Source organism: Planctomycetaceae bacterium, from assembly GCA_039680605.1.
In the GTDB taxonomy this organism is placed as follows: domain Bacteria; phylum Planctomycetota; class Phycisphaerae; order SM23-33; family SM23-33; genus JAJFUU01.
The window spans coordinates 67,319-83,768 of record JBDKTA010000058.1 but is presented as its reverse complement, the minus strand read 5'-3'; the positions used below and the strand labels follow the sequence as shown (position 1 = coordinate 83,768).

The following is a 16,450-nucleotide window of genomic DNA, read 5'->3' as shown; positions in this document are numbered from 1 at the left end:
AACCTGCCGTCGAGGATGAAGATCATGCCCCCGCCGCTGACTGCTTCGTAGCGATGTAGTGAAGACTTTCAGGGCGCTGCCCTTGATAATAAAGCACTTACGTCGCCAACTGCGGAAGTTGGGTTAGAGCTTTGAGAACTGATCCTTACCGGCGCCGCAGTCGGGGCAGACCCAGTCGTCGGGCAGGTCAGCGAAGGGCGTGTTGGGTTCGATGCCGGCGCCGGGGTCGCCCACGGCAGGGTCGTAAACCCACGAGCACGCGTCACAGATGTACTTGTCCATGTCTCTCTCCTTTGGGGTGTGCCTGTATTACTTCCGATCGGGGGCAATGTCAAGCAAGGCGATAGCGTCGGCCGGTTCCAGGCGGTAGCGGCTGCCGCGTCCCTGGTAGAACCCGTGCGCGGCGATGAGGTGGATCGACAGCGGCGTGGCGAAGATCGTGCGGCCGCTGGCTTGGTCGGCAACCTGCAGCTCGCCCTTTCGGAAGACGCCCTCGCCCGGCCAGGGGCTGGGGATGCGTCCCATGGCCTCGATGTACGTCGCCGCCAGGTGCGTGCGGATCGGCACGAGATTGCCGAACCCCGCGGCGGCGCGGGCCATCGCCTCTGACAGCGCAGCGGCCACGTCGGCGTGCGAGAGGCCGGCGGCCTCGACGGCGGCGGTGTCGGCGGCGATGATGTCGCTGAGCTCTCGCGGGTCGTTGCCGAGGAACCCGTCGCGGCACAGCGCGCCGGCGGCCATCCGCTCCAGCACCTTCTGATCGGCGATCGTCTGTTTCATGGGGAGCCTCACGCGAACTTGTCGTAGAACATCCGGTCCTTGGTGACGTTCTTCTTGGCCAGGACTCCGGCGGCCGCGTCGATCATTCCCGGGCTGCCGCAGAGATAGACTTCCAGGTCGCTGCCGTCGGCCACGTGGCGGTCGACGACGTCGGTAATCAGGCCCTTCTCGCCGCTCCAGTTGTCGGCGGCCGCCGGACCGGACAGGGCGGGCACGAACGTGAAGTTATCCAGTTCGCTTTCGAGGGCCTTGAGCTCCTCGACGGCGAAGAGGTCGCGTTTGGCGACGGCGCCGAAGAAGTACGTGCACTTGCGGCGGATGTTGTGCTCTTTCATGTATCGCACCATGGCCCAGAACGGGGCCATGCCCGATCCGCCGGCGATCCAGACCATCTCGCGGCTGGTGTCGCTGAGGCGGAAGTGCCCGTGCGGGCCGTTGAACCGCACCGTGTCGCCGACCTTGAGACGGTCGAAGACCCACGTGGTGCAGATCCCGCCGGGCACGCGGCGGATGATCGTCTCGACGTGGCGGTTGTCGCTGGGCGGGTTGGACATGCTGTACGCGCGGTACACCGGCTCGGGGCTGCCCTCGTAGGCGGGCACCTCGAGCTGGATGTACTGCCCCGCCGTGAAGTCGATCGTCGGCGGGTCGACCAGGGCGATGCGAAGCTCCTTGATGTCGTACGTGCGGTCGACGATGCGCTCGACGACGCCGGTGTACTGGCGGATCGAAAACAGCTCGGGCGGGATCTCGATCGCCGCGTCGCCGCGGAGCTTCACCTGGCAACTGATCCGCACATTGGCGGCGACCTCGGCGGCTGTCAGCAGCGGCATCTCCGTCGGGCCAACCGGTCCGCCGCCGGAGGTGATCTTGATCTTGCAGTACGAGCACGTGCCGCGTCCGCCGCAGGCCGAGGGCACGAAGATGCCTTCCTCTTTCAGCGCCGCCAGCAGGGTCTGTCCGCCGGCCACCTCCAGGCGGCGCTTGCCGGAATTGATGTCGATGGTGCAGCGCCCGTAGTTGCACAGGAAGCGCTCAGCCAGCACCAGCACCGCCGCCAGGACGGCGCTGAGGGCGGCGACCGCCGCACCGGCAACCAAGACTATCATCACTGCATTCATTGCGATTGGGTCCAGGATCAATCTAGCCGCTGAGGTCGCAGAGGACGCTGAGGAAAGAGGCGTTTATCTTTTACATCCTCAGCGTCCTCAGCGACCTCTGCGGCTCAATCTCGACGTTACAACCGGATCATTCCCTGCAGGCCCACGAACGCCAGCGCCATGATGCCGGCGATGATCAGCGTGATGGCGGGCCCTTCCAAAGCCGGCGAGATCTTGGCCGACTGAAGCCTCAGGCGGATCCCGGCCATCAGGAGAATCGCCAGCGCCCACCCGCCGCCGGCGCCCAGGCCGTACGCCGTCACCGACAGCAGCCCAAAGCCCTTGCTCTGGACGTTGTTGACCATGAACAGCGAGGCGCCCAGGATGGCGCAGTTGACCGTGATCAGCGGCAGGAAGATGCCCAGGGCGTAGTACAGCTTGAGGCTCAGGCGCTCGATGACCATCTCCATCAACTGCACGAAGCCCGCGATGGTGATGATGAACATGATGAGCTTGAGGCTCTCTGCCGGCACGCCGCGGTCGGCCAGCGGCGCCAGCACGTAGACGTACAGCAGGTAGTTGATCACGCACGTGCCCGTCAGCACGACGATGACGGCCAGCCCCATCCCCGCGGCGCTCTTGAGCTGCTTGCTGATCGACAGGAACGGGCACATGCCCAGAAAGCGCGTCAGCAGGATGTTCTCGGTAATCGCCGACGACAGCAGCACCATCAGCACGGTCGACAATGCGCCCGAGGCGGATTCAGCGGCGAGCAGGGTCATTTGGCGCCCTCCACGGCCGTGGCGATCTGCGGGCGCTGCAGCGGCGCCGGGGCTGCCGCAGCGGCGGCGGCAACGCGCTGACGGCGCAGGGCCCAGGCCCGCGCGCCCCAGACGATCATCGCCAGCACGAAGAACGCCCCCGGCGGCATGACCATGATGGTCCAGTTCTGCCAGCCGGCGACCGTCTCGCCGGAGATGAGCGTGACTTTGAAGGGCGTGAAGTTGAACAGCGTACCGAAGCCCAGGATCTCGCGCACGACCGCCACGGCCATCAGCACAGCCGAGTATCCCAGCCCCGCGCCCAGGCCGTCGAAGGCGCTGACCAGGGGCTTGTTCTTGACGGCGAAGCTCTCGACGCGCCCCATGACGATGCAGTTGGTGACGATGAGCCCGACGTACGCGGCGATGTCCTTGTACGTCTCGTAGAAGAACGTGCGCAGGGCGATGTCGACGACGATGACGAAGACCGAGATGATCAGCACCTGCACCATCATGCGCACGCGCTGGGGAATGTACTGGCGCAGCAGGCTCACCGTCAGGCTGCTCATGACGGTCGTCCAGATCAACCCCCCGCACATCAGCAGGGTGTTGAACATCAGGTTCGTCACCGCCAGCGCCGAGCAGATGCCCAGCACCTGGCGGAAGACCGGGTTGTCGTCCCAGAACTGGCTCCACAGCGCCTGGCCGGAGGTCGGGGGATTTCCCGCGCCGTTCATGGCTGCCCTCCCGCGCCCAGGCCCGCCGCTGCGGCCGCGCGGCGGAAACGGTCCAGATCCTTTCGCACGAAGGTCTCGACGGCCGTCGACGTGCCCGTCGCGCCGGTGATGGCGTCGACGTGGCGCCCATGCTGGGGGGGCCCGGTCTCGGGCGCAACGTTGTTGATGTAGATGAGCTTCGCGCCGCCGCCTGGCGTGATGTCGAGCCCGCGGAATGTCTGGCGCCACTTGGCGTCGGAGGAGATCCGCCCGCCCAGGCCCGGCGTCTCGCTGTGCGAGAGGAAGACGACGCCCACCACCGTCTTGAGGTCGGCGCTGACGGCCATGCGGCCGCGGATGGTCGCCCAGAAGCCCACGCCGGAGATGTCGAAGGCATAGGCCTGGACGTTGGCGCGGTCGCGCAGGTCGGGCGTGGTCGGCGCGTCGCCGGCGTAGGCGATCCACACGTTTACGCTGCCGCCCTGGGGATCGGGCAGGGCGATGGGTCCGGCGACGCGGCGGCGCACGAGGTCGACGATCTGACGGTCGGTCAGCGTGGACGCGTCGGCCAGGTCGAACATTTCGACGACGGCCTTATCCTCGGCCAGCCGCGCGTTGAGTTTGGCCGTCGGCTCGGTGAACTGGTAGAGGGCCATGATCGCGACGGTGAAAACGGCCGACGCGGCGGTGGCAAAGACGATCACGTACGCGGGGCTCCTGGTGTTGAGCGTCATGCCGCGTCCCCCCCGGAGGCGACGGGGGCGGACTTGCGAGCCTCCCACGTCCCGGCGGCCAGGTCCAGCAGCGGGGCTACCATGTTGCCGATCAAAATGGCGAAGGTGGCCGAGGCGACAAAGACGCCCAGCCAGCGCATGACGATCATCAGCAGACCGATCAGGAACGCGTACACCCACTGGGCGGCGTGCTTCTTGGGCGCACTGACAGGTTCGGTGATCATGAAGACGATGGCGAACAGCGTCGAGCCCGCCAACAGACCCAGCTCGATCGGCGGCACCTGACCCACCGCGTCAAACCCCAGCACGTTGCGGAAGAACACGCCCGAAACCACCACGCCCAGCAGCCCGCCGGCCATCAGCCGCCAGTTGGCCGTGCGGGTGATCAGCAGGTACGCCGCCGCCAGGGCGATCAGCACCGCGCAGCCTTCGCCGATGCTGCCGGCCGCGACGATCCGCGTGCCGTTGGGCCCGCTGTACGTTCCGCCGATGGTCCCCAGCAGCAAGTCGGCCAGATTCGAAACCTCGAACGTGACGTTCTTGACGACCCACTGCGGCGAGGCCTGCGTGATGGCGTCGAGGACCGTCTTGCCGCCGGCGGCGAGGTGCGGGGGAAGCTGGTCGAGGCCGGCGAACGACCAGTGCGCCAGCCCGCCGGGCCAGCCCGTAAAGGCCGGCACGAACTGGCTCGTCAGCGCCACGGGAAAGCAGATGTAGACGAACGCCCTGCCCACGATGGCGGGGTTGGCGAAGTTGCGACCGAATCCGCCGAAGACTTCCTTGCCGAACAGAATCGCCACGACGGCGCCGACGGCCGCGATCCACAGCGGCGTCAGCGGCGGCAGCGACAGGGCGTACAGGGCGATGGTGACGAAGCAGGCCGTCGAGACCGGCGCCGCCCGCCGGCGGCTGGTGACGTACTCGGTGGCAAAGCCCGCCGCCGCGCAGACGCCCAGCAGCGCCAGGCTTCGCCAGCCGAAGAAGTAGACCCCCGCCGCCGCCAGCGGCGCCAGCGCGTAGAGCATGCGCAGCATGACCGCCTGCTTCATGACGAGCTTGCGGGCGGGGGCGGGTTTTCGCCCAGCCGCCGCGGCGGGCTGATTGTCAGGCGGACTCACAGGGGCATGACCTTCCGGCAGGCGCTGCCTTGATTACCGCGGGCTGTAGGAGGTTGTCAGTTTCTTTCCAATGATGCGGCCGAGTTCGTTGCACCTGGCCAGGGCGGCTTCGTCGGGCACATACTGAACCTGCAGCGGTTCGGCGAGCAGTTCGACGCCCATCTGCTGGAGGATGGCGGCGGCTTCCTTGGCGCCCTCGCCGCTCCAGCCGTACGACCCGAAGGCCGCGCCGACCATGCCCTTGGGCTTGAGGCCCTTGAGGTAGGTCATCACGTCGCCCAGGGTGGGGAACATGGTCCCGTTCATCGTGGGGGTTCCGACGACCAGGGCGCCGGCTTCGAGAATCTCCGTCGCCACGTCGCTGCGGTGGCAGGACGCCAGGGGCATCAGAATGACCTCGGCGCCTTGGGCCTTGATCCCGTCGCCGACGGCCGCCGCCATCGCCGCCGTGCTCGACCACATCGTGTCGTAGACGATCACGGCTTTGGCCAGGCGTTTCTGCGCCGCCCAGCGGGCATAGAGGCCGACGATGTGCTCGATGTCTTCTTTGCGGCGGTAGATGGGGCCGTGGTCGGGGGCGATCACGTCCAGAGGCAGGTTGAGCTTGCCGACCTTGTCGAGGGTCTTGTTGATGAAGCTCGCCAGCGGCAGCAGGATGTTGGCGAAGTACTTGTCGGCCTCATGGTCGAGCAGCCAGCGTTCGACCAGGTCGGCGAACATTTCGCTGGTGGCCAGGTGCATGCCGAACCCGTCCTGGCTGAACAGGACGCGGTCCTGGTGGAGGTAGCTGAACATGCTGTCGGGCCAGTGGCACAGGCGCGTCTCGACGAAGGTAACGTCGAGCCCGCCGAGGTTGAGGGTCTGCCCTTCCGCGACGGGTTCGATCCGGCTGCCGATGCGAAAGTGCGCCTCGAGGGCCTTGGCGCCCTGCTGTGAGGCCAGCACGCGCTGGGGTTTGACCTCGTCGATGACCTGGCACAGACAGCCGGTGTGGTCCATCTCGGCGTGGTTGGAGATGATCGTCTCGATGCGCGCCGGGTCGACGACCGACGCGATGCGCGTGAGCATCTCCTGGCGGAATGGCGCCTTGACGGTGTCGACGAGCGTGACGCTCTCGCCCATCAGCAGAAAGGCGTTGTACGTCGTGCCGTGGGTGGTCAGGTATCCGTGGAAGTTGCGCAGTTCCCAGTCGATTGCGCCGACCCAGTAGACGTGGTCGGACACTTTAATCGCTTCGAGCGATCCGCTCACTCATCACCTCCGCCCTGCACCTCGCGCAGGGTGTCGCTGAGGATCGCCACGTGGCCCAGCTCCTCGCGAATGATCTCGTCGATGGTCTTGACGTCGTGGGCGTTCATGACCAGTTGCTCGACGCCAAGATAAAACACGATCGAATCCTTTTCCAGCTCTATGGCGGTTTTGAGGATCGACACGATCCCCGCGCCCGACAGCGCCTCCAGGTCCGGCTGGGGCGAGAAGACCTTCCCCTCGACGATCGCCCGCAGGTACGACGCCACTTGCGGGTCCATCGCCGAACCCTCGCGGGTCGCCGAAGACAGACGCGACTGCATCGCCCCGAACGTCCGCTCGTGCTCGCGCTCCATCGACGCCAGGTTCTCCAGCAGCCGCTGCTGCTGCTGGGAACGGGCGCCCTCGGCCGCACGGGTGTAGAATGCCTCCCCGTTGCGCTCGATCTGCTGAGCGATCTCCAGGATCTCCGCCACGTTGAATGTCAGCATGATTGTCCTCCCCTTTTCCAGTCAGCTAACTCTTCCAAAGTCCGTGCAGGTTGCACAGCTCCCGCGCCTCGACCTTCGAGGCCGTCACGGCGAACGTCGCCTGCGGCGCCTGTCCGGGCGCCAGCGATTGGCGATAGACCGCCCCGTCGGCGATCAGCTCGATCCACTGGATGAAGTGCTTGGCTTCCATCGGGTGGGCGGTGTTCTGCCCGACGCGCACGACGATGCCCGCGTCGGTCCGCTCGATGTACGGCACGTGCTTTTCGACGCTCGTGTCGGCGGTCTTGGGCTCGAGCAACACCATCGGTTCGCCGCAGCAGACCAGCTCGCCCGCGCCGCCTTCGAGCACTTCGGCCACGATCCCGCAAACGTTGCACTTCCGGATTTCCATTCGCTCAGTCGCCATCAAGTAGGTCCTTTTGGTTGTGAGTCAAAAACAAATCCGAAATCCGAATCTCGAAATCCGAAACAAAAAGCTTAAACAACAATAAAGCAAACAACAAAGAGATCCGGGCCAGGCGGTTATTCTTTTGTTTTTGTTGTTTGTCTTTTGTTTCGGATTTCGGTTTTGTTTATTCGAATTTGTTGTTCATAGTTCCTTTTGTTTCGGATTTCGAATTTGTTTATTCGAATTTGTCGTTCCGTTATTTCGTGATTTTCGCCAGGGCGGCCAGCACGTCTTCGTACTTGGGCTCGTCGGTCACTTCCTTGACCAGTTGAACGTATCGGACCTTTCCGCTCTTATCGATGATAAAGACTGACCGCGCCAGCAGGCGCAGCTCCTTGATCAGCACACCCCAGTTTTTTCCGAACGAGGCGTCGCGATGGTCCGACAGCGTCCGCAGCGCTTCGGCGCCGGCGGCCCCGCACCAGCGCTTCTGGGCGAAGGGCAGGTCCATGCTGACGGTCAGGATGTTGACGCCGGCGCCGAGCTTGACGGCCTCGGAGTTGAAGCGGCGCGTCTGCAGGTCGCAGACGGGGGTGTCCAGCGAGGGCACGACGGAGATCACGGTGATCTTGCCCAGCACGTCGGATTGCGTGACCTCGGTCATGTCGTTGGCCACGACCACGAAGTCGGGTGCGTCGTCGCCGACGCGAACCGGATCGCCCACCAGCGTCAGCGGCTGGCCTTTGAATGTCACTTCGCCTTTGCGTTCAGTCATGATGGTCTCCTTTGGATTGATCAGCAGCCCCCGCGTGTTCTTCGATGCCTTCGAGGCTGAACCCCGCCTCGGTCACGGCGGCGGCCAGTTCCTCGCGATTCAGCTTGGCCCCGCGTACGTGGACCGACCCGGAAGGACGATCCACCGCCACGGTGGCGACTCCTGGGCAGCGCAGCAGCGCCGCACTGACGCTCTGGGCGCAATGATCGCAGGTCATTCCGGCGACCTTCAGCAGCAAGCCCTCCCCCTCTGCCGCCACCGCGGCCATCGCCTGCGGTTCGGCCGGACCGGTCTTGCCGCGCACCAGCGCCCGCAGCAGCACCGCCAGCAGCGCCGCGGCGGCGATAGTTTGAAAAACTCCCGGCGCGCCATGCTGGATGTTTACGAAGTCCGGCACGCCCGGCTGCGCGTAGAGCCAGTTCAGCGTCGCCCCTGCCGCCAGCGCCGTGCCGGCGGTGGAAAAAAGATACAACCCCGCCGCGCGCGGGCCCATCAGCTTCCAGACCGTCATGATGGTGGCGGCGTTAGTCGCCGGACCGGTCATGAGGAACACCATCGCCGCGCCCGGGGAAGCCCCACTGGCAATCATAGCCGCCGCGATGGGCACCGACGCCGTCGCGCACACGTAGACCGGCAAGCTCACGGCCATCGCCACGATCAGCCCCAGGCTTCCGCCGAGGCTGGCCTGGACCCACTCCCGGGGCACGGCCACGCTGATCAGCGCCGCGATCACCAGGCCCATCAGAAGCGGGCGGGCGATGTCGCGGGCCAGCGTGCCGAACCCATACTCCAGCGCCTGGATCAGCCGCCCGCCGCGCGGCGTCGGCTGGCAGCAGGCCTCGCGGCAGACTTCCTCGGCGGGCGGCTCGTCTTGTGGAACGCGCTTCTCGGTGAAGGAGATCAGCAAGCCGCCGGCGATCCCGCTGACCAGCGCGACGATCGGGCTGAAGATGGCAAAGACCAGTCCCAGCAGGCTGTAGACCACCAGGATGTTGTCAACGCCGGTCTGGGGCGTGGAGATCAGGAACGCCACCGTCGGCCCGCGCCCCGCGCGGTGACGGCGAAGCGACGCGGCGACCGGGATCACCCCGCACGAGCACAGGGGCATCGGCAGACCCAGCAGCGTGGCCTTGATGACCGGCCAGAACCGCCCGCGCCCCAGGTGCCTCTCGACCAATGCCGGCGAAAGAAAAATCGACAGCAGCCCCGCTACCAGAAACCCCAGCAGCAGGTACGGCGCCATCTCGCACAACTGCGTCCAGAACATCCAGACAAAGGAGGTGAGTGCCTCGTTCATAGCTCACCTCCCGTGGCACAGGCTTTCCAGCCTGTGTCATGAAAGGCTGTGCCGCCTCCCCCCCGTGAGCACAGCCTGGAAAGGCTGTGCCACCGACTCAAGAATGACGTGTCATCCATGTCGCGGCGGATGCCCAGGCGCGTCAGGGCGAAATCGTATCGCACCGGATCGTGCGGGCTCAGGCGGGCGTAGGCGGCCGTCACTTCCCGCGCCGTGCGCGCGTCGGCCGACTTGCGGGCGGTCAGCCCCATCGCCAGGGCCAGGCGGTGCATGTGCGTGTCCAGCGGCACCACCAGTTGGCCGGGCTTGACGGCGTCCCAGCCACCCACGTCGACGCGGTCGCGCCGCACCAGCCATCGCAGCAGCAAATGCAGGCGTTTGCAGGCCCCGCCGCCGTGCGGGTCCGACAACAGGAAGCTCTTCCTGCCGCCGGCGGCTGTCAGCTCGCCCGACAGCTTCGCCAGCCCGCCCCAGACGTCCCCGCCGCGCAGTCCCGCAGCCAGGCAGCCCGCAAGGCTGCCGTACTTCTTGCGCACCGCTCGCGCGCCAAGCAGCAGCGCGGCCATGTCCGCAGCCGTGTTGAACCTGTGGCAGAACCCGCCCAAGTCGCGCCGCAGCACAGCCGGCGTGGCGGCCGCGACGTACTGGCTGGGCGAATCGCCCATCAGCCCCAGCACCGCCCGGACGCTGCGGACAATCTGCGCCACCCGCCCGTACGCCAGGCACGAAGCCACCAGGGCCGCGACCTCAATGTCCGCCGCATTCTTGTAGGCGTACAACGCCTCCAGCGGATCGGGGCTGACAAACCGCCGATGCGTATAGGCGTCGTATAGCGCCTCAAGGGCCTCATGATGTCGTTGCGTCAACGCCACGATTACATCCTATCAAGCCAGCAATAGAAGTCAGCATATTTGAAGCTTCAGTCGCATGTTAGGCTCGACATCGCCCGACTTCGCCAGAATATCTGCATTTGTGTTGGCTTGGGGCCGTGACGGCAAAATGGTATCTGCTCGCCGGCGATCCCGGAATGAGCTTGTCCCAAGGAGGCGCGTTCTTTCTCAGGACGCTGCTCTTTGAAGACGAAAAATAGACCGGGCGGCCGATCTGACTCGGCCGCCCGGTAGTGCATCTGCTGCAGTTTCTCTTGGTGCGGGTCCGACTAGTTCCTGCGTCGTCGCAGCAGCGCCGCCACGCCGCCCAGAACCAGCAAGCCCATCGTCGCCGGCTCGGGGATCGCGCTGCTGTCGACCAGCCGCACGTTGTCGAAGTCCACATGCGTGGTTGGTCCGCCGCGGCCGACCAGCTCGATCGTCAGGCTCTTGCCCGCCAACTGGGACGATTCAATCAGTTCCTTGGTCAGTGTGACGCTCAGGTCCGTCCAAGTGCCTCTGGCCGGAGGGCCATAGTGGCCGGTGGCCACGGTGGCGCCGTCGGCCTGCAGGTTCACCTGCACCCACGAGACGGCGTTCATGTTGGTGCCCCAGGCGCTGCCGACGCCGACGGTCAGCGTGTAATCCAGGCCCGACTGGATAGTCGCCAGGCTCTGGGCCGACCGGATGTACTGTGTGGAAACCGACCCACCGCCGCCCCAGTGCATGAAAGCCGCCTGGCCGCTCAGCGGGGCCGGATCAGGCGTGCCATCGCCATCGGTGGCGCCAGCGTAGTTGCCGTCCGCGGGGTTCCACCGGCCGACGAAGCGGGTCGATACGGAGAAAATGTTCCACCCGGTCAGGATGTCGCTGTAATTGTTGCCGCCGTTCATCATCGTGTCGTTATACCAGCCGACTTCTGCCTGGGGGTTTGGCGTTCGGCCCAGCTCAAAATCGTAGTTGGGAACCGCGATGATCGCCGCCTGAGATGCGCCGGCCAGTGCCAGCAGAACCGCCGCCGAAACAACTACCGCTGATCCTCTCTTCCAGTTCATCATGCTCTTCTCCTTACAAATGGGAACAAAAGAACAAACAACGCCGTGAATTTCCTCTGGCAGGAACAGCCTTCCTTCAGCTCTCCGTTTTATCTCTGCCGCAGTAGGGGGAAAACCCTATTGTCGTAAAAAGTATACCAGATATGCCGGACAATCGGAAGCAGCAAAATGAATCGAAAGAGAATCTTTTTTGCATCCCCAGGGCGGCAGATGAAAAGAAACCGGGCGGCCTGTCGATTCGGCCGCCCGGTTATGGATCTTTCTCAGATCGTCGTGAAGCCTGGTGCTAGTTCCTGCGCTTCCGCAGCAAAGCCGCCACGCCGCCCAGAACCAGCAGACTCATCGTCGCCGGCTCGGGGACGATCGTCGAGGCGACGTCGATACGGACGTTGTCAAACTCAACATTCTGTTTGGTCAAGTTGAAGGCCTCGGTGCGGAACTCGATCCTCATCGCTTTCCCCAAGATGTTCTCGCCCACGAAAGCCGGAAGAGAATAACCGGTAAACCCTGCGCTCCCGTTGGAGGAGAGAACATTGCCCAAAGCGTCGGTAGTAAAGGTCAAGGTGTAATCCTGCCACGTTCCGTCGGTCCCGCCATTGTCGGGCGTCTTGGCGGCCGCCGCTGCATCCGGAACACTGAAGCCATCGATACGCCTAATGGCCCTGGCGCTACCGTCCAGAAGCAACTCGATACCATTCCTTGTCATGTTATCCGAGCCGAGTGTGCCAGTGAAACCGGTTCCCGTCATATTGCCGACTGCAACGGTAATCGTATAGGTCGTGTTGGCTTGGATGAGCAACTCCGTGGTTCCTGCCGCATTACCAAGCATCGGCGACTTGACGTAGGACTTCTTCGCCGCGTTTGACGACGCCTGATACTGCATTATGAGCTTGTTGCCGCTGGCGCTGCCCATGACAGAATATAGGCCAGTATTGATGGTGTCGATTCCAGCATACACGGCCGTGCCCGTCCCGGCGAGCCTGGTCCAGCCGCCGCCAAGGTCGGCGCCGTTGGCGTTTGTGTATGTCTGCAACGACGTGTTGAAGTCGCCGTTGGAAATGGCAATCAACGCCGCCTGGGACGTTCCGGCTGTTGCCAACAGTACCACTACCGCAATACCAATCGTGAAAATTCCTCTCCTCGCGCTGCTCATTGCTTTCTCCTTTAAAACGAAAAGTTTCCGTGAAATCTCGCCCAGAAAATGCGGCGACTATTACCTTCTGCTTCAACAAATGTCGAAAGCCGCGACTTCTACAGCCGGCTTTCTACTCCTGAGAGTAATCTACCACAGAAGGCCTTATGCGCCAAGCGGAAAACCGCATCTGCACCCCAAAAAGGCCAACTTTGTTTATCCATTGTGAATGGTTCAGGCAAATCACTGAAGCCGCAGTATAGGGGTTCATTCACCGTTGTCAGGAACAAATATCTTCGCGAATTCTCTCTCTGATGGTGTAAGTGCTGCATTAATACTTAATTCCAAAACTAATAAATTGAGGACAAGTATTGACAGAATACAGTCTTTGCTGTATGCTATTTGATGTAGAGCGGTACCACATTTGAAAGCAGACGGTTTCTTTTCGGAAGGAGAGCGACATGAAGCAAATCAGAGGAAGAATCACGGTGCTGTTGATTTCTGCAGGGGTGTTGGCGGCCTGCGTTGCTCCAGCCGGTGCGGACCTTATTACCGTGCCCAATTCCAATTTCGACACGTCAGCGACCGGCTATGTCGACACCAGCAACACTAATCTCGGCGGGGGATGGATGTTTACGCGTTACGGCACCGCCGGGCTTGCTGCCGGCATCAATGCCGTCAGTCCGGTGTACTCTGATTTCGGCGACGCCAGCGGCAACAAGGTTTTTGTTCGCTGGAAGAACGGCTATAGCGGGACGCGCTGGGCGGCCGTCACCTCCCCAAGCCTGGGCGAGATGATCACCGCCAATTCGACCTATACGCTGACGGTGGCTCTGGGCAACCGAAGCGATACGCCGTTCCCAACGGGCACCAATCAGATTCGCCTGGTTGCAAACGGCACAGTCATCGCCTATCAGGCTGTCAGCAATGCCCTAGCCAATCAGCCGGCGAGCGGCACATGGGCCAATTACACGATCTCGTTCACCACTGATGATCTGGGCCTTATCACGACGTCTCCTGGGTATGGGCAGACGATCAGCACCGGGGTCAACGTTCTCGGCCAGGATCTGAAGATCGTTCTCTATGCCGAGGACAAGTCCTCCGGTGGACCGCACGACATCGAGTTCGACTCGATTCGCCTGGACAAGATTGTCACGCCCATCCCCGAGCCGGCGACGATGGCGCTGCTGGGCTTGGGTGGCGTGGGCGCGCTGCTGCGACGCCGCAGACGCTAAGAAATCATCTGAGTCTGCTTTGACACGAGCGGGCGGTCCGAACGGGCCGCCCGCTCTTTTATGAGTAGCATGGGCATCTTGCGGCATCAGTGGTGAGTGATGAGATTCACAACTCACCACTTCAGCACCCGGCAGATTGCGAATCTTCAAGGAAGGTATCCCACTGGCGCCGGGCAAGATGTTAGAACAATTCATTGTCCTGAAAGGACTGACCGATGCCAGTGCAGATCGCCATCAATACCCAGGCCGTAGCGAGCTTCTGCCGCCGACATCACATCACGCGGCTGGCGCTTGTTCGGATCGGTCTTGCGCGAGGATTTTGGCCCCGATAGCGACGTGGATGTGTTGGTGCGATTCAACCCCCAGCACATCCCCGGCCTGATTCGCCTGGGAGGCATGGCGCACGAACTATCGCAGATTCTGGAACGCCGCCAGGTGGACTTGCTGACGCAGGAGGATCTTAGCGAGTACTTCCGGGAGGACGTCGAGGCTGCGGCAGAGGTGCTGTACGACCAGTGGTGAGTAGTGTGTGGTGAGTGGTGAGACTCGCAACTCACCTCTCGTCACTCACCACTTTCCGTCAGCCCATTCCCGCAGGCGGGCGCATTTCTCGATGGCTTCTTCGCGCGTCGCGGCCACTTCGCGCAGCAGGACAGGGGCGGCCGGGGCGTTGGCGTCGATCCAGGCAGGCATGTCGGCCCCGTCCGGTTGGCCGTCGTGGACGTGGATGACTTTCTCGTTGAAGAAACGGTAGGCGTCGGCTGTCACGGCCGGGCCCTGCGTGATGTTCAGCACGCGCAGGTTGCGGATCTTGAGGAACGTGTCCCACTGGTGCCGCGCGTTGGCGCAGCAGTGGATGCCCAGGCCGCCGAAGTGGTCGCTCAGGGCGTTGAGGTGCGGCAGGAAGAACTCCTCGGCCATCTCCCGATTCACGCAGCCGATCTCGTCCTCCGACAGCGTCAGGCCCTGCGGCATGTAATAGGGCGGATAGTGGGCGATGAACGCCCTGCCGTATCGCGAGAACCATTCGTCGCAGAACGCCGTCAGGAGTTGGCGGCACTTGGTCGCCAGTTCGTGGACGGCCTCGGGGGCGTCGATCATGGCGTAGTAGAAGTCGGTCTTGTTCCAGATCAGCGCGGCGATGTCGACGGGGCTCTGGATGTCGGGGATCTTCATGATGAGATCGGCCCCGCCGCGCCGGCGGAGCTCGTCGCCGATCTCGAACAGCACCGCCAGCGGCGGGCAGTCCAGCGACGGCACCTTCAGCAAGGCGACCTGCGAGGCCCTGGTTATCAGCGGCCGCGCGGAAGGATTGCTGTTCTCGTGCCGGTACACGCCGCAGCCGAAGGCGTGGGCGAAGATTTCGGTGCCGGTGTAGACGTCGGCGAAGGGGATCGAGTCATCGCCGATCCACGAGCGCCGATCGAGCATCTGGCGATAGTTCTGCCAGGCGTTCTCGATGCGCCCAGTCTTGTTCTCGGGGAAGGCCTCGGCGTTGGGGATCGGCGGCAGGGGTTCGTCGCCGCCGTAGACGCAGAAGACCCGCCGCCGCCCGTTGGCGCGGTTGAAGAGGTCGTGCCATCGCTGCATCGCCGCTGAGGTGGGATCCTGTGTCGTCATAGCATCCTGCTGTCTTGGTCCAGGGATCAAATCAGCCGCTGAGGTCGTTCAGTGAGTCTTCGCGGGCTGAGGCATCAGCTTCTCGCGCAGGGCTTTGACCTGCTCGTCCTCGGGCCAGTCTTTGCCGACGGTGATGGTCTTGGCCGCGGCGGCGACGACCCGCTTCCGGGCGGGGTCGTACTGGATGGTCGTCTTGCCCACCGCCAGGCCGCTGTGGCCGCCCTTGACCAGCAGCGTGTTATTCACCCACGTCACCAGCCGCTCGTGCGTGTGGGCGCCGATCATCACCGGCGGGGAGTTTTCCTTCCAGGCGTCGAGAAGGTTCTTGTCGCTGCCGTTGAACAGGTGCGAGATGAAGATGATGAAGTCGGCCTTGGTTGCCAGCTCCGGCAGAAGTTCCTTGTACGCGTCGCGTTCGTGATACATGGGCAAAGGCTCGCCGTGGGCGTGGTTGGTGTAGTGCGAGCCCGAGGCGACGACGGCCACCTTGACGCCCTTGAGCTCGATGATGCGGTAGCGGGCGATGCCCTTGGCGCGCGGGGCGTCTTCCTTGCTCCATTTCATGTTGCACAGCGTCAGGGGGAATTTCGGGTACTTGACGACCAGGTCGAGGATCGGCTCCTTGCCGAAGATGTAGTCGTGGTTGCCCATGGCCACGGCGTCGTAGCCGCACGCGGCCATCAGGGCGATCATGCCCTCGCCCTTGGTGGCCGGCTGCCAGGGCTCGCCCTTGTTGAGGAAGTCTCCGGCGTCGACGAAGATGACGTTCTCCGTCTGGCGCTGCTTCTTGACGAAGGCGGCGATGCGGGCGAGGTTGCCGCTTTGGTCGTGCAGGTCGCCGGTGTTGTAGACGGTGATGGTAACCCCGTCGAACGGCGCGATCAGCGTCCGCGCCGGCGGCGGGACGGCCGGCGCGCTGGCGGCCGAGGCCGGTTGCGTCGCCGGCGCCTGGGCGTGCGAATAATCCCTGCCCAGCGAAAGCATCGCCGCCAGGGCGACAAGTCCAGTCACCAACCAGGTTCTTCGAAGCATCATTCAGATTCCTTTCACCGCAGAGATCGCGGAGATCGCGGAGAACCAATAAGCATAACAACAATCCTGCGCAGACCTCTCGCCGTTTTGTTAGCGGCG

Annotated in this window: 19 protein-coding genes; 2 read left to right on the top strand and 17 right to left on the bottom strand. The window is 63.8% G+C overall.

The window, feature by feature from the left end:
• Positions 1–123 precede the first annotated feature (123 nt).
• The 15 genes from rd to ABFD92_17800 form a co-directional block, all read right to left on the bottom strand.
• Positions 124–282 (bottom strand): rubredoxin, encoded by a 159-nt coding sequence (rd, locus tag ABFD92_17870; protein ID MEN6506408.1) that lies wholly within the window; start codon positions 280–282, stop codon positions 124–126.
• Positions 283–309: 27 nt separating this feature from the next.
• A complete protein-coding gene (locus ABFD92_17865; GenBank protein ID MEN6506407.1) occupies positions 310–780 on the bottom strand; it encodes a hypothetical protein in 471 nt (156 codons plus the stop codon).
• Between the two features lie 8 nt (positions 781–788).
• The gene (locus ABFD92_17860) at positions 789–1,889 is read right to left on the bottom strand and encodes a 2Fe-2S iron-sulfur cluster binding domain-containing protein (GenBank protein MEN6506406.1); all 1,101 of its coding nucleotides are present in this window, start codon (positions 1,887–1,889) and stop codon (positions 789–791) included.
• Between the two features lie 128 nt (positions 1,890–2,017).
• On the bottom strand, positions 2,018–2,662 hold the full coding sequence (locus ABFD92_17855) for an Rnf-Nqr domain containing protein (GenBank protein MEN6506405.1): 645 nt from the start codon (positions 2,660–2,662) through the stop codon (positions 2,018–2,020).
• Positions 2,659–3,378 (bottom strand): electron transport complex subunit RsxE, encoded by a 720-nt coding sequence (gene rsxE, locus ABFD92_17850; protein MEN6506404.1) that lies wholly within the window; start codon positions 3,376–3,378, stop codon positions 2,659–2,661. The genes ABFD92_17855 and rsxE overlap by 4 nt, the downstream gene beginning before the upstream one ends.
• On the bottom strand, positions 3,375–4,091 hold the full coding sequence (locus tag ABFD92_17845) for an FMN-binding protein (GenBank protein MEN6506403.1): 717 nt from the start codon (positions 4,089–4,091) through the stop codon (positions 3,375–3,377). The genes rsxE and ABFD92_17845 overlap by 4 nt, the downstream gene beginning before the upstream one ends.
• Positions 4,088–5,209: an RnfABCDGE type electron transport complex subunit D gene (locus tag ABFD92_17840; protein ID MEN6506402.1), complete on the bottom strand. Its 1,122-nt coding sequence runs from the start codon at positions 5,207–5,209 to the stop codon at positions 4,088–4,090. The genes ABFD92_17845 and ABFD92_17840 overlap by 4 nt, the downstream gene beginning before the upstream one ends.
• 33 nt (positions 5,210–5,242) lie before the next feature.
• Positions 5,243–6,460, bottom strand: coding sequence for an FprA family A-type flavoprotein (locus ABFD92_17835; GenBank protein MEN6506401.1), 1,218 nt, complete (start codon positions 6,458–6,460; stop codon positions 5,243–5,245).
• Positions 6,457–6,948: a ferritin family protein gene (locus ABFD92_17830; GenBank protein ID MEN6506400.1), complete on the bottom strand. Its 492-nt coding sequence runs from the start codon at positions 6,946–6,948 to the stop codon at positions 6,457–6,459. The genes ABFD92_17835 and ABFD92_17830 overlap by 4 nt, the downstream gene beginning before the upstream one ends.
• 25 nt (positions 6,949–6,973) lie before the next feature.
• Complete coding sequence (locus ABFD92_17825) at positions 6,974–7,354, bottom strand: desulfoferrodoxin (protein ID MEN6506399.1); 381 nt, start codon at positions 7,352–7,354, stop codon at positions 6,974–6,976.
• Between the two features lie 238 nt (positions 7,355–7,592).
• A complete protein-coding gene (gene tpx / locus ABFD92_17820; GenBank protein ID MEN6506398.1) occupies positions 7,593–8,111 on the bottom strand; it encodes a thiol peroxidase in 519 nt (172 codons plus the stop codon).
• Positions 8,104–9,408, bottom strand: coding sequence for an SO_0444 family Cu/Zn efflux transporter (locus tag ABFD92_17815; GenBank protein ID MEN6506397.1), 1,305 nt, complete (start codon positions 9,406–9,408; stop codon positions 8,104–8,106). Before ABFD92_17815 ends, tpx begins: the two co-directional genes overlap by 8 nt.
• Positions 9,405–10,280 (bottom strand): TIGR02757 family protein, encoded by an 876-nt coding sequence (locus ABFD92_17810; protein MEN6506396.1) that lies wholly within the window; start codon positions 10,278–10,280, stop codon positions 9,405–9,407. Before ABFD92_17810 ends, ABFD92_17815 begins: the two co-directional genes overlap by 4 nt.
• A gap of 287 nt (positions 10,281–10,567) precedes the next feature.
• Positions 10,568–11,335, bottom strand: a complete 768-nt coding sequence (locus tag ABFD92_17805) for a PEP-CTERM sorting domain-containing protein (GenBank protein MEN6506395.1) — start codon at positions 11,333–11,335, stop codon at positions 10,568–10,570.
• Positions 11,336–11,618: 283 nt separating this feature from the next.
• On the bottom strand, positions 11,619–12,485 hold the full coding sequence (locus ABFD92_17800; GenBank protein ID MEN6506394.1) for a PEP-CTERM sorting domain-containing protein: 867 nt from the start codon (positions 12,483–12,485) through the stop codon (positions 11,619–11,621).
• Between the two features lie 440 nt (positions 12,486–12,925).
• Here ABFD92_17800 and ABFD92_17795 point away from each other — a divergent pair, with 440 nt between their 5' ends.
• Positions 12,926–13,699: a PEP-CTERM sorting domain-containing protein gene (locus ABFD92_17795; protein ID MEN6506393.1), complete on the top strand. Its 774-nt coding sequence runs from the start codon at positions 12,926–12,928 to the stop codon at positions 13,697–13,699.
• Positions 13,700–14,005: 306 nt separating this feature from the next.
• Positions 14,006–14,221 (top strand): nucleotidyltransferase domain-containing protein, encoded by a 216-nt coding sequence (locus ABFD92_17790; GenBank protein MEN6506392.1) that lies wholly within the window; start codon positions 14,006–14,008, stop codon positions 14,219–14,221.
• Between the two features lie 45 nt (positions 14,222–14,266).
• Here the strand turns inward: ABFD92_17790 and ABFD92_17785 are convergent, their stop codons facing one another.
• Both ABFD92_17785 and ABFD92_17780 read right to left on the bottom strand, forming a co-directional pair.
• Positions 14,267–15,319, bottom strand: coding sequence for a uroporphyrinogen decarboxylase family protein (locus ABFD92_17785; protein MEN6506391.1), 1,053 nt, complete (start codon positions 15,317–15,319; stop codon positions 14,267–14,269).
• Positions 15,320–15,367: 48 nt separating this feature from the next.
• A complete protein-coding gene (locus ABFD92_17780) occupies positions 15,368–16,354 on the bottom strand; it encodes a metallophosphoesterase (protein MEN6506390.1) in 987 nt (328 codons plus the stop codon).
• Positions 16,355–16,450: the final 96 nt, after the last annotated feature.